Annotated in this window: 14 protein-coding genes; 12 read left to right on the forward strand and 2 right to left on the reverse strand. The window is 57.3% G+C overall.

All coding sequences use genetic code 11. From position 1 onward, the window contains the following. The 7 genes from ASU33_RS21625 to ASU33_RS03840 all read left to right on the forward strand — a co-directional run. Positions 1 to 481: hypothetical protein (locus ASU33_RS21625; RefSeq protein ID WP_216818540.1), on the forward strand; the 481-nt coding region annotated here is incomplete at its 5' end. 43 nt (positions 482 to 524) lie between these two features. Next, positions 525 to 2333 carry a TraM recognition domain-containing protein gene (locus tag ASU33_RS03815; RefSeq protein WP_149867026.1) on the forward strand — a complete coding sequence of 603 codons (1809 nt, stop codon included), beginning with the start codon at positions 525 to 527 and terminating at the stop codon, positions 2331 to 2333. Positions 2334 to 2797: 464 nt separating this feature from the next. After that, positions 2798 to 3376 carry a BfmA/BtgA family mobilization protein gene (locus ASU33_RS03820; RefSeq protein WP_059068385.1) on the forward strand — a complete coding sequence of 193 codons (579 nt, stop codon included), beginning with the start codon at positions 2798 to 2800 and terminating at the stop codon, positions 3374 to 3376. Then, positions 3376 to 4290 (forward strand): DUF5712 family protein, encoded by a 915-nt coding sequence (locus ASU33_RS03825; protein ID WP_059068387.1) that lies wholly within the window; start codon positions 3376 to 3378, stop codon positions 4288 to 4290. The genes ASU33_RS03820 and ASU33_RS03825 overlap by 1 nt, the downstream gene beginning before the upstream one ends. A gap of 117 nt (positions 4291 to 4407) precedes the next feature. Continuing rightward, positions 4408 to 4710, forward strand: coding sequence for a hypothetical protein (locus tag ASU33_RS03830; protein WP_059068389.1), 303 nt, complete (start codon positions 4408 to 4410; stop codon positions 4708 to 4710). Then, complete coding sequence (locus tag ASU33_RS03835) at positions 4707 to 5060, forward strand: hypothetical protein (protein WP_059068391.1); 354 nt, start codon at positions 4707 to 4709, stop codon at positions 5058 to 5060. Before ASU33_RS03830 ends, ASU33_RS03835 begins: the two co-directional genes overlap by 4 nt. Before the next feature lie 549 nt (positions 5061 to 5609). After that, the gene (locus ASU33_RS03840) at positions 5610 to 6386 is read left to right on the forward strand and encodes a DNA-methyltransferase (protein ID WP_216818541.1); all 777 of its coding nucleotides are present in this window, start codon (positions 5610 to 5612) and stop codon (positions 6384 to 6386) included. 21 nt (positions 6387 to 6407) lie between these two features. Here ASU33_RS03840 and ASU33_RS03845 read toward each other — a convergent pair whose 3' ends face one another. Beyond that, a complete protein-coding gene (locus ASU33_RS03845; RefSeq protein WP_216818542.1) occupies positions 6408 to 7271 on the reverse strand; it encodes a hypothetical protein in 864 nt (287 codons plus the stop codon). 54 nt (positions 7272 to 7325) lie between these two features. Between ASU33_RS03845 and ASU33_RS03850 the strand changes: the two genes are divergently transcribed. The 4 genes from ASU33_RS03850 (at position 7326) to ASU33_RS03865 (ending at position 10598) form a co-directional block, all read left to right on the forward strand. Then, positions 7326 to 8027 carry a hypothetical protein gene (locus tag ASU33_RS03850; RefSeq protein ID WP_059068396.1) on the forward strand — a complete coding sequence of 234 codons (702 nt, stop codon included), beginning with the start codon at positions 7326 to 7328 and terminating at the stop codon, positions 8025 to 8027. 922 nt (positions 8028 to 8949) lie between these two features. Continuing rightward, complete coding sequence (locus ASU33_RS03855) at positions 8950 to 9150, forward strand: hypothetical protein (RefSeq protein WP_149867028.1); 201 nt, start codon at positions 8950 to 8952, stop codon at positions 9148 to 9150. Between the two features lie 118 nt (positions 9151 to 9268). After that, positions 9269 to 9781, forward strand: coding sequence for a MerR family transcriptional regulator (locus ASU33_RS03860; protein WP_059068400.1), 513 nt, complete (start codon positions 9269 to 9271; stop codon positions 9779 to 9781). A gap of 31 nt (positions 9782 to 9812) precedes the next feature. Continuing rightward, positions 9813 to 10598, forward strand: a complete 786-nt coding sequence (locus ASU33_RS03865; RefSeq protein WP_059068402.1) for a hypothetical protein — start codon at positions 9813 to 9815, stop codon at positions 10596 to 10598. 86 nt (positions 10599 to 10684) lie between these two features. Here the strand turns inward: ASU33_RS03865 and ASU33_RS03870 are convergent, their stop codons facing one another. Beyond that, positions 10685 to 11623, reverse strand: coding sequence for a replication initiation protein (locus tag ASU33_RS03870; RefSeq protein WP_059068404.1), 939 nt, complete (start codon positions 11621 to 11623; stop codon positions 10685 to 10687). 510 nt (positions 11624 to 12133) lie between these two features. On the opposite strand from ASU33_RS03870, the gene ASU33_RS03875 reads away from it, so the two are divergent. Beyond that, on the forward strand, positions 12134 to 12518 hold a 385-nt coding region (locus tag ASU33_RS03875), incomplete at its 3' end, for a hypothetical protein (protein ID WP_149867029.1).

Genomic DNA, 12518 nt, shown 5'->3' on the forward strand with positions numbered 1-12518 from the left:
CGTCCAAGCCATGCTGCGCGAGCATTACGCTCAGCTGGCCGCTGGCCACCGGCAGCCCTTGCCCACCACCCGGCTAGAAGACCCGCGCCGCGGCCACCACCAATTGGGCGAAGGCTACGCCGTGACCCTAATCGGCGCCGTGTACGACGTCTGGCGGGCCTGCTACGAGCCACCCGCGCCGCCCGTGTACGGGCCGCACCCGCCCAGCCAAGAGCTGCCCCCGCCCGCCGCGTCCATGCTGCCCAAACCAGAGCGGGCGCGGCTCATCGACGAGGCGTGCGCGCAGCTCAACGCGCAGGAGCAGCAGCGGTTCGCCCGGCGCTGGCCCGGCCGGCCGTACCCGGCGCACCAGCTCATCGAGGCGGACGCCTTCGAGCGGGCCGTTCTGAGCAGCTACCTGGCCCGCGAGGTCAGCGCCCACGCCGCGACGCAGCTGCTGGCCACCCACGGCGAGAAGCCCGGGCACTGGTTGTCCTGGTAGCGCCCCGTCGTTTTTTCCCTTTTGTTCACTTTACCCTCAGTTCGTGGTTGGATATCATTGGTTTTGGGCCTTGGTCGGGGCGGCGGTGCTGGCCCTGCCGGCCTGGTTCGTCGTGCACCTGGTTACCCGCCTCGGCTTAGCGCGGCCTACCCGCGTGCTGCGGCGCCTGGTGCTGCTGCCGGCCTGGCCGGCCGAGTGGGAGCCCGTCTGGGCGCCGTGGGCCGCTTACACGGCCTTGTTGTTCGTGCTGCAGATGGTGGGCTACGTCGTGGGCGACGTGGTGACCCTGCTGCTGCTGGCCGGCTGGGTAGGTTACCAAGGCAGCCGGCATTGGCGCCCGGCCGACGACGCGGCCACGGCGGACGGCGGGCCGCTGACTTTCACGCTGCGCACCACCAGCGGCCCGGCCGTGTGCATCGGCAACCCCTTCCGGGGCACCTTCATCGCGGGCGGCGCGGGCAGCGGCAAAAGCAAGTCGATCATTGAGCCCATCATCCAGCAGGCCGGCCGCGCCGGCCTGACGGGCGTCGTGTATGACTTCAAGTTTCCCACGCTGGCCCAGGAAGTGGCCGGCAGCTACGGCACCGGCGCGGTGCGGCCCTATTTCGTCAACTTCACCGACCTGCGCCGCAGCCACCGCGTCAACCCGCTGGCCCCGGCGCTGCTGAGCACCGCCAGCTTCGCCCGCGAGGCTGCGGCGACCATCTTGCTCAACCTCGACGCCAAGGCCGCGCAGCAGCGCAACTTTTGGGTGCAGTCGGGCGAGGTGCTGCTGGCCGGCTGCATCTGGTACTTGCGCCGTAACCACCCCGAGCATTGCCACTTGCCCGCTGCCGTGAGCCTGATACTGGAGAGCGACGCGGCGCAGCTGCTGGCCACGCTGCAGCAGGACGAGGAAGTGCGCGGCCTGGTCGCGTCCATTGCCAGCGCCAGCAAATCCGAGAACACGCTGGCCGGCGTCTTCTCGACCATTCAGAACTACTTGGCCGTGCTCAACACGCCCGAGGTCTTTTGGGTGATGAGCGGCGACCAGGTGCCGCTCGACCTAAACCACCCCGAGACGCCGGGCGTCCTGGTGGTGGGCAACGACCCGGCCCTGAGCAGCACCTTCTCGCCGCTCGCCGCGCTCATCGTGGCCACGGCCGTGAAGCGGTTGAACCAGCAGGGCCGCTTGCCCAGCCTGGTACTTTTGGACGAAGCACCCACCCTGTTCATTCCCAACTTCGCCCAGCTGCCGGCCACGGCCCGCAGCAACCAGGTGGCTACGGTGTACGCCGTGCAGGACGTGGCCCAGATGGAAGCCCTGACAAGTCGGCAGGAAGCGGAAATGATTCTGGCCAACCTGGGCAACCAGTTTTGGGGCCGCACGACGAATACAGCTACGGCCGAGCGGGTGAGCAAGCTGTTCGGCAAAATGGACAAGACGTACTACGCCACGACCAAGGGCCGCAGCAAGAGCAGCCCGCTGAACATCTTCAAGCCGAGCACCCACACGACGAGCACCAGCACGTCGGCCAGCATCCAGCAGCGCGACCGGTTGGAAGCGCAACAGGTGATGCGCTTCGACGTGGGCGAGTTCGCCGGCCTGGTGGTGGAGAGCCGCCGCCCGGAGTTCCGCGCCACCTTCCGAGCCGAGCCCAGCCAAGCCGTGGCCATCGAGCCGTTCCAAGACGTGAGCGCCGAACAGGTGCGCCAGCACTTCGCCGCCATCAAGGCCCAGGCCCGGGCCATCGTAGCCGGCCCCGCGCAGGAGGTCCAGGCGTTTGCAATTGCAAAACCAGAGGCTCCGGCCACGTCCCCAGTACCCACCCAACCAGCGGCCGACGAGGACGAGGGATTGCTGTTAGGGTAGTATCGGGGGAAGTCCAGGCCAGGAGGCAGGTAGTATAATTTGGGGAGCCGGGCAGCTGCGGGCTGTACCCTTCCGGCTTATAAAACCTCTCTTTTCGACTGCCGCTCGACTAGGAGTACAGCGCCTAAAAGGTACGTTCAGGATAGGCCGGCAGGCGGGAGCCGATAGGAGGCAGTACCTGGTGCGCGGGCTCTTTTTTCCCTCTTGTTCTACCCGCCTGGTCTACCGGAACCGGGCAACGACAACGCCCTAGCGGCGCGGACGTACCCCTAACGACGTCGTTCTGGCACAGAAGCGAGCAGGAACGCTATTCCGGTCGGCTGCGCCTCCCTCCATACCGTTCCGCTCGCCATCAAAATGCTGGCCCATAGTAAGTTAGGTAGTAAACAAGAGGGAAGAAAAAACTCAAAGTGAGTTTATAGGGTACTAACGCATTGGAAATCAAATATAAAGCGCATTCACCAGTGAGTTCAACGTACAAAACCATCAGCGCCGACGAGGCCGCGTACGAGGGCTTTCGCAAGCTGGCCAAGGAGCACGGCCTGACCAACCCCGAACTGCTGGCCGCGATGGTGCAGTACTTCCGGGTGACCAAGGCCGACCCCCGCGAGCCCAACGGCCCGGACCTGAGCAGCGCCCTGGGTAAGCTCACGGCCAAGCTCGACCAATTGGACAAGCGCACCATTGGATTCATCCGGGAGCAAGAGAAGACTTATCTCAAGCCCCTGCTGGCCGACGTGCAGGGGCTGCGCGAGTGGGCGACCGGCCCCAACGCGCTAACCGAGCCGCAGCTGGTGGACCTAGAGCACTGGCTGACGGTCATCATCCGCAAGGGCTTCCAGGCGCCGTACCGTAACCCGGCCACGGCCGACGCGCCGCTGCCGGCACCTCAGGGCTTCGCCGAGTTGGAGCCGGTGCGGCAGCTGCTGCGCAAGGTGCTGATTCGGGAGCTGAACCCGGCTCAATTCGTGCGGCCGGCCCAGGCCCCCGCACCCGCTGCGCCTGCCGCACCGCCCCCCGCCACGCCTAACCCGCCCGCCTGATGGTTGCCAAAATTCCCAATTCGGGAAAGGGCTTGTCCCAGCGTACCGGCAGCTGTGCGGGCCTGGTGGCGTACTTGGAGAAGGAAGCGCCCGGCCAATGGTTCAGCCTCGACCGCGACGACGTGCCGGCCGGCGAGGTGACGCAGGCCATCGACCGCAACAAGCGCAACCTGAACCGCGACGCGGACAAATATTACCAGGTGATACTTGCCCCGAGCCAGGCCGAATTGCGCCACATTGGCAGCGACCCGGAGAAGCTGCGGGCTTACACCCGGACGGCGATGGAGCAGTACGCGGCCAACTTCGGCAAGGGCATCGAGGGCCGCGACCTGGTGTACTTCGCCAAGGTCGAGCACGAGCGCACGACCGGCCCCCAGGACCGAGCGGTGCAGCTGGGCGACGTGCCCCGGGGCCAGCAGAAGGGAGGCGAGCAGACGCACGTCCACGTCATTGTCAGCCGCACAGAGAACCTGAGCCGCTACACCGAGCGCAAGCAGGCCGGCGAGCTCGAACGCAAGAACCCCTACCACCTGAGCCCGCTCACCAACCACAAGGACACGCGGCGTGGGGTGGTGACGGGCGGCTTCGAGCGCAAGCAGTTCTCGGAGCGGGTGGAGCAGGCGTTTGACCAGGCGTTCGGCTACGACCGGCCCCTGAGCGAGACGTTCCGCTACGCCCATACGATGCAGCACGGCACCCCGGAGCAGTGCGCGGCGCTGCGCACGGAGGCCTTGCGCGAGCAGCAGCAACGCCAGGCGGTGCAGCAAGCCGCCGCGCAGCAACTGGCCGCCGAGCAGCGCCGGCAGACGACCCCGGAGCACCGCCCGGTGCAGGTGGATACGCCCCAGCCGAAGCCCGAGCATACCCCAGTGCGCGAGCGCAAACCGAGCCGGGGCTTCGGTATGGGTATGTAAACCGACCTGAGCATCGGGTATTTGGCCGTTAGGCCGGCAGCAATGGCGAATACGCGGCTCTCGCGCCCTTAAAAGGCGTTTTTCGGGGCGTTTGGCCGTTTTTTCGTATCTTCTAACATGAAGCAGCCCATATTGCCCGACGCGGCCAACGGCAGTAGTACGGACCACCTGCTACCCGTCATCGACTTCCTAAAGGCCCAGGGCAACGCACCGGCCGGCCCGGACAAATTCACCTTCAACCGCGACGGGTTAGGCGTCTACGCCTTTCAGCAGCCGGTTGACGTGGAGCAGCTGCGGGCGCACTTCGACTTTCCGCCCAGCATTCACCTATCCGCCGACGGGCTGCACGACAGCCGGCACTTCGTGCGGGTGCAGCAGGCTACGCCCTTGCTGGCCCGGCGCTTTTCCTTTGAGCTATGAGCCAGTACCGCCTTCCCGAATTCAACGAAAACGAGCAGACGCCCGCGCAACGGTGGGCCGTCTTAGCGTGGGCCTTCGCGGCCGGAGCCAGCGACGGGGCGCGCCCCTCGACTGAGTTTGCGCGGCTCGGCAAATTCTACGTGGCCGGCGACATTGACCTGGCCATGCTCAGCGCGGAGATGGACCGGCTTTATTTCGGGCACGAGTACCCGCCCCTGGTGCTGGTAGAGGAACCCGGCCGGGTGTTCCCTTTCGCGGCGGAAATCGAGGCCATGCAGAAGGAGCTAGCCACCTTACCGCCCAAAGTGCCCTATCTTGAGCTTGATTTGAGCATTCCTATACGCCTTTGATTCCGCACACCTGATTTGTAACTGAAAGAGCCCGGCTTTAAGCTGGGCTCTTTTGCTTTGGGAGGTGTGGCAATGACTTGTTTCGTGATTTGACAAAAGTGAGCAAGTGTGAAGGATAATGAGAAAATAAGCTTAACTTTGAACCTATAGGTAACTATGGTTTCCTATAGTAAAACGGCTTGTTAAACATGTCTAAAACATTTTTCCCGGAGGTGGTTGAGTTTGTGCCCGCTAGCTCCCCACATCCGCCCCATACACAGTACAAAGTCTGTATTGGTATGGAAGAATGGAACGCCACTTTTGTTCCAGTCATAAAAGTTCAAATGGTCTACGAAGGAGTGGTGGCTGGCCGCCGCAGCCCCTCTTACCCGCTTAACAGCGACGACCACTCACGGGTGAATGACGCGATACTTCGCCTACTAGCTCAACACTTTGGCAGCAATGAATAGAATCAATGGAATGACCTTTCAAGACAGGGTCTTTGAGGTAGATGAAAGAAGCAAAATCATCCACGGCAATGCGCTAACAGAGTTGAGCGAGCGGTATCCCATGCCCACGTTTCAATGCTGCGTCACCAGTCCGCCATATTGGGGCCTAAGGGACTATGGGGTGGAAGAGCAAATTGGTGCTGAGAGCGAAATCGATGCTTACATCGACCGGCTGGTGCGCGTATTCAGAGCAGTTCGGCAATCCCTTAAGGATGACGGAACGTTGTGGCTAAACATAGGTGATTCATACACCAGCGGCGGCAGAACGTGGCGTCAGTCCGACAAGAAGAACCCGGCTCGGGCCATGACTTACCGACCCCAAACCCCCGAGGGCCTCAAACCCAAAGACTTGATTGGGGTGCCGTGGCGCCTAGCGTTTGCCTTGCAGAAAGACGGGTGGTATTTGCGTTCTGACATCATCTGGTACAAGCCCAACTGCCAGCCGGAGTCGGTAAAAGACCGCCCTACACAGTCCCACGAGTACATTTTCTTGTTCTCAAAGTCGGAGAAGTATCACTACGACTTTGAAGCCATCAAAGAACCAACTAAGGACGGCAAACAGAAGCGTAACAGCCGCTCCGTATGGTCGGTGAACACGGAGCCCTACAAGGAAGCGCACTTTGCTGTTTTCCCGCCCAGCTTGGTCAAGCCGTGTATTCTGGCTGGTAGCAAACCCGGTGACTTGGTGCTGGACCCATTTCTAGGCTCTGGTACCGTGGGCGAGGTAAGTTTGGCCCTTGATCGGCAGTTTGTGGGCATCGAGTTGAAGGACGACTATGCTCAATTAGCAGCACGTCGCATATCGCGGTCAATGCCAAGCCTAAAATTGCGCGCTTAAGCAGTAGGCGGGGCAGCTGAGCTACATAAGGCTGAGCTGCCCCGTAGCTTGGTTGTCGTCGCTTAGCACATCTTCCGTGGAGAAAACCCAAGTGGCATGTACAACGCAAGAAGACTTGAGAAGCTTCTGAACCCGCAATTTGCGTTCTGAGCCGCCATCAAAGTACAGCTCAAAAAGTAGATGCCCTCTAGCATCTTTAACATAGCAGTAGCCAGGCAGAGCACCAGTTTGCTTGCTCTTAGTCTTCATCTCCAGCTGACCTGTAGCAGCTGATAAGAGTAAAGCCTTTGGTATCTCAACAAGCTCATAATGCCATTTATTAGGGAGCTTTGACAAGACCCGTAGTGTAAAAACTCTATCGCACTCGTTAACCCGGTCGAGGAAAACTTGGCGAAGCCCAATCAGGTCAGCTGGGTCATTGGTCCACTTGGGCTTTCCAAGCTCCATGAACTTGGAAATATGAATTTTATCAGCATTTATCCCTTCGTGAGCTTCTGTTTTTAAGGAGAGCTTTTGACCAGCAACGATAATGTCAAAGCCAGGATTGCCCTTGGTTGCTAGTTTTGCGGGTAGGCCGCACAGCAAAGCTATACGCTCAAAGACGTACTCAAATTTGTCTTTTGTGAAGGCTTGCTTAGAAAAGCAGTGGTGCACGCGGAGTGTGTCTCCAAAGTCATACAAAAATCGCTGTGTGATTATGTCCGAATGAGGGTTTGCTTTGAAGCTGTGGGGCCGAGCAAACTGCATAAGCATGTCTTCAACCCACAAGGCTTGCCCCTCTGATAACTTTGGTAAAGCGTCTGCAATCCTGCGGATACGTTGCTCTTGTTCGCTGGCACTCACTGGAGGTGTCGTTTTTGGTTTACTGTTGAGATTCAGCAGCAAATAGACGAATTATGTCCTGTAGTATAGCAGGGCACCCAAACCCATTTCACGTTTATGTTTCTAACCAGCCAAAAGAACCTGCTGTACAAAGCCGCCCAAGACCTAGGCTTTAACATGCAGGACTTCTCCCTTGTCGAAACACCACCCGTTAACAAGGAAGTCAAGGGGCTGAAGTTGACGCACAAACCTACTGGTTACTACTTCCGATTAGCTGTTCTTCATGCAGAAGTGGACCAATACCAGGCAGTGATTCCAAGCATGTACTTGTTCTGTACTCCCAACCGGCAGCGCGTGGTCCTCATGGACGGCGAGCAGAATACACATGCAGGCGTAAAAGACTGGGATACAACTGTACAAGTGCTAAAAAACTGGCTGGCTTGGCTGAAAGCCGAAGCCGCAGAGCCAGACCTATGGACCTCATTGGAAGATGCTCCAAGCTTTTTTGCTGAAGATGCGGCTATCACAGACGAGATGTTCACGCCAGCCGAAATCAAGCAATTGCAGGAGCGCGTGCAGGAGGTTCAGGAACGTGTCAGCACGTTGGAACTGCCTGAAGAAGCCGCAGATGCTATTAAAGAAGTTGTTCGAGAGATTCCCAACAAGGCAAAGCGTTTAACTAAACGTGAGCTAGCCGACATTGTATTTAGTACGGTAGTGAAGGAAGCTTTCAAGTGGGGACTAACTGCTGAGCACTTGCAGTACGTTTGGAATGGCTGCAAATACCTTTTCACAGTTACGTATACAGCGCTTCGTTAACCTAGGGCGTATTGGTAAAATACCGCGCCGCAGCGGTGGGGCGGTGGGGCGCAAAACCGGTGCGATTCCGAGGTGCGCGGAATAACCAATGTTATGTTAAGCGACTTTCCCTAGAAGTTGCATGTGGACTCAGTACAGCCGCACACTTGATTTTATTCAACTATGATACACCGCAGAATTGCAAGTATCACCGACTTATAACTCCAGCTTAGATCCCAACCCATTCTCAGGATAGGAGGCCGGAGGTAGCTTTCCCAAGTGCTCTCGCAGCTTGTGCGCAACACCGCGCATGAACTCAGCAGAGAAGTCAGCTGCACTTCTGCCAAGTGGGCGATTAGGATCTGGTTCTTCGATATCAACCAATTCCCATCTGCCCAACCGAAAATGAGTTCTGAACTCGAAAATGGCTGAATAGCCATCTACACTTTCCTCATTGGAGCAGCTACTGAGGAACATGGTCACTCGACTACCAGGTGTGCTCGTCGGGTGGCTAGTAAGAACATCTTGGGCAGCGATAGACGCCGCTTGCAACACAGCGAAGGAGAAAGCCTTGTTCATATTGACGCTCGCAGTTGCTCAGAAGCGGCTCCAGCCACCGAGAATACCATAATCCTCACAAGCGGGACAATATGCAATCTGCTTCGGCTCTTGCCCCTGCTGTTGCATCATCTCCCACAAGGGAGCTAATCCGTTTGTCCATGTCTCTTCTGGAATCGAATCCCGGGATACTTCTTGGCGAGGGCCCTTGCAAGTGGTGCAATTTGGAACGCCAGTAGCAAAGGCTTCTTTAGGCATACGGCCCATTACATAGTTGAGAAAAGGACTGCGCGGGCGGCTTTTACGGCTCATAATGGTAATGTTAGAAATCAAATCTACGGACCACACGCACGAATCCTGTTACTTGCTGGTAACTAAACCAGCCATGCAAACGCAACCTAATCCAGACGCTGAGCAGCCCGCCAGTGAGCAGCACAACATCAGTGCCCGCGAGCTCGACCGCGACATCATCAATCTTCACCTGCCGGAGCCCGAGAGTTACGTGGCCACCGAGGACGAACTGATTAAGCTGTATGGCGCCGACTTCTACAATGAAATGATGAAGATGGGAAGCAGTGATGATTAGTCAGAATTGGATAGGTATAAGACGTTGATTAATCATGTGTTATGCTTTGACTAATCAAGCCAAAGTTTATGACTAGTCAAACCGGTGCTATATTCATGCGCTGACTAGTCATAACCCCATGGAAGCCCCGGCCGAGTACCTATCAATCAAGCAAGCCGCTCAACACTTTGGTAAGTCTGAGCAAACGATCCGGCGACTAGTCAAGCAGTTCGCGAAGACTAGCCACGTGCGCACGGAGCAGACGCCCAAGGGCAACGCGTACTTGATTAGTCAAGCCTTTCTGCAGGAGCAGTACGGCGCCACTACCCCGGAGCAGTTGCCGGCCGTCGTAACGCCTGACCAGGTGCAGGAGATTGCCCGGCTGCAGCAGCAGCTGCTAGAGCGTGACCAGACTATCCAGCAGCTGCAAAACCGTCTGCTAGAGCAGAATGACGTGCTGAACGCCTTGACTAACCAGATGAATAGTCAGCGTATCGGGCATATAGAGGAACTGCTGTTGCGCCAAAACGAGCAGCTGGGCGAGTTGCAGAAGCGACTGCCAGAGCCCACTAATCCTACCGAAGATAACCCGGTGACCATTCAGCCGGAACTCGTAAGGAAGAGCTTGTGGCAACGAATATTTGGCAAGTAGCCTGAGGCTCACTTACTGTACGCGCTGCCCGATGACTAAAAAGCGAACGCCACACCCTCTTTTGCGAGCATGGCAAGACTTCTCTCCGGCTGACTTTCCACGTCTCCTTGCCGGTGACCAGCAACTCATTGCCCGCGGCAGTAGAGTACTGGATTACCGTAGCTACGATGCGTTCGTGAAGAGTTCAGATTTTGGCGGCGAGTCCACCAACTTTCATCTGAGCTTATTGCCTCAACCATTTATTGGAAACCTGACGCGTGCATCCGTCTTCCTTTTATTCTTGAACCCAGGGTTTAGCCCTGGTGACTACTACGCCCTGCAGCACTCTCCAACTTATGCTGCTGCTATCATGCGTAATCTGGCTCAAAAGAATGGAGCGGACGCATACCCCTTCTTCTTCCTAGATCCGCAGTTCGCTTGGACTGCCGGCGGAAGGTGGTGGCAAACCAAGTTTCGTTCCATAGCTGGCGAACTCGCAAACCGAAACGGGTGCTCACTGCAGAAAGCGCTGGAACATATTAGCCGGCACATTGCCTGCCTAGAGATGTATCCTTACCATTCCCAAAGCTTCCGAGAGCCGAAAGTTGAACTCGCATCCAAGAAGCTAATCTGCCAATATGTAAAGGACGTGCTCGTCCCTCGGGCCTTGGGAGATGATGCAATGATTGTAGCTGCCCGCCGAGCAGCCCACTGGCAATTACCCCTCTCTCACAAGAACATAATTCAACTGAGCACAGGGGAGGCCAGGGGAGCTCACATGACGATGAACACTTCATCAGGACGAGCAATTTTGCAAAAATTGCAGGAGCTATGGTGATGTTGTTGATGGATAAGGCATTGATAAATAATGCTGTATCAGGCTGACTAGTCAGCTGATCAATCAGACGACTAATCAGCCTGATCTTAGCTACTCGCGGCCTTAGTGTTGATGCCTAGAATAGTGAGCAACAGGCCGGCCGGATTGCGCGTCGCCTTGATCTTGTCTGTTTTCATGTCGTGCGCGAATTGGTTTACCGCTCGCACGTGCTCCGCGTCTTGAAGAATGCGGGCGCGCAGCTGCGGGTCCACGATGCGCAACTCATCCAAGATGCGGCCCGCGTTCTGGGTCCGGTGGTCAGGCAACTCAAGCGAGAGCTGCTTGACGGGCGCCAGCTCGGGCAGCACCACGCCAACGGTTTGACGGGTGATCTTAAAGACGATGCTCTTAAAAGCCCGGCCTTGCTTCTCTAACTGGTAGTCGATACGCAGATCCGTGTGCTCGTTGATTTGCTTGACCGCCTCATCCAAGACGAACTGCTTAAGCTGGCCAATCTGCCGAAACTTCTCATTGCCCTTGTCATCGAGCAGGTAGAGCATCCGGCGGAAATCATCCAGCTCGAAACGCTTGGTTTCGCCCAGGTCTTTCCATTGGGAGCAGAGCGAGTAGATCCGCTTAGCGTACTTACTGGTCAGTCGCAGAGCCGCGTACAGCTGGAACGATGTGAAGTTGTCCCGCAGATCAAACAGGTAGGGGCGGATAGCGTTGGTTAGCTCAAACTGAATGCTGCCCGTGCCCTTGATATAGCGCACGCGCTGGAACATCCAGATTTGCTCGTACACCTGGTCGTTCTCGACCTCGAACATCCGGCCGCCCATGGCTTCGGTAGCCTTGCGCAGGTATAGGTAGTCGTATTTCTTGCCGGTGGTGCGGCTCAGCTCCTTGACCGAAATGTCATAAACGCCGGTGGTATCGTCCTTACGGAGTTGCGAGAGCAGGTAAAAGAATAGGTCCATCTGCAGTTCCGAGTACTCGTACCGGGCGGTGGTGATGGCATTGTGGTGACGAATTTCGACGGGCTTCATCTAGAGCTTGGATAAGGCAACAGACGCAAGTTCGTCAAGAAACAGTAATTAAAAACAGACTGTGTTTATGCATTGATAATTCGCACACGAAAACTGTTTTTTAGGGGCCTGCTTCACACACGAAAACTGTTTTTTGACACACGAAAACTGTTTTTTGACACACGAAAACTGTTTTTTGACACACGAAAACTGTTTTTTATGTTCAGAAAGTATTGTCAATCAGTAAGTTACAAGCCCCTCAAATAGAACAAATACTTCAAATACTCACAAAGTTGTGTTTCGCGTGCGCGAGAAGGCTTTTAGGGTGTGGATAACTGTCTGGCGAGCCGTGCGCAGCACCAGCAAAAAACACAGCCCAAACACGAAGCCCTTCGGCACTGGGCCGCGGCATGAAAAAGCATATATAACTGATAATCAAATACTTATTTGTACTAACTAGTGCGTCTAAACTCGGCTTTTCCGCCCGGGTTTTCGTATACAGGGCAGTATGTACCAGCTTGTACTTTGCCTTTGTTCGAGCACCTGATACCCCCCGCCCCAAGCGGCTTATCTGCCTCTGAAAAAGCCCTTTACGAGCAGCGGCGCGCACGTTGCCTGTGGCTACTGGCCCAGCAAGCGGCCGAGATTCCGGATTACGCGCCCAGCGAGTACCTGCTGGCCCTGTACCGGGGCGAAGTCGCCGGCCGCTGGACCATGGAAGACGTCCAAGCCATGCTGCGCGAGCATTACGCTCAGCTGGCCGCTGGCCACCGGCAGCCCTTGCCCACCACCCGGCTAGAAGACCCGCGCCGCGGCCACCACCAATTGGGCGAAGGCTACGCCGTGACCCTAATCGGCGCCGTGTACGACGTCTGGCGGGCCTGCTACGAGCCACCCGCGCCGCCCGTGTACGGGC

The organism is Solirubrum puertoriconensis (assembly GCF_001483135.1).
Taxonomy (GTDB): Bacteria; Bacteroidota; Bacteroidia; order Cytophagales; family Hymenobacteraceae; genus Solirubrum; species Solirubrum puertoriconensis.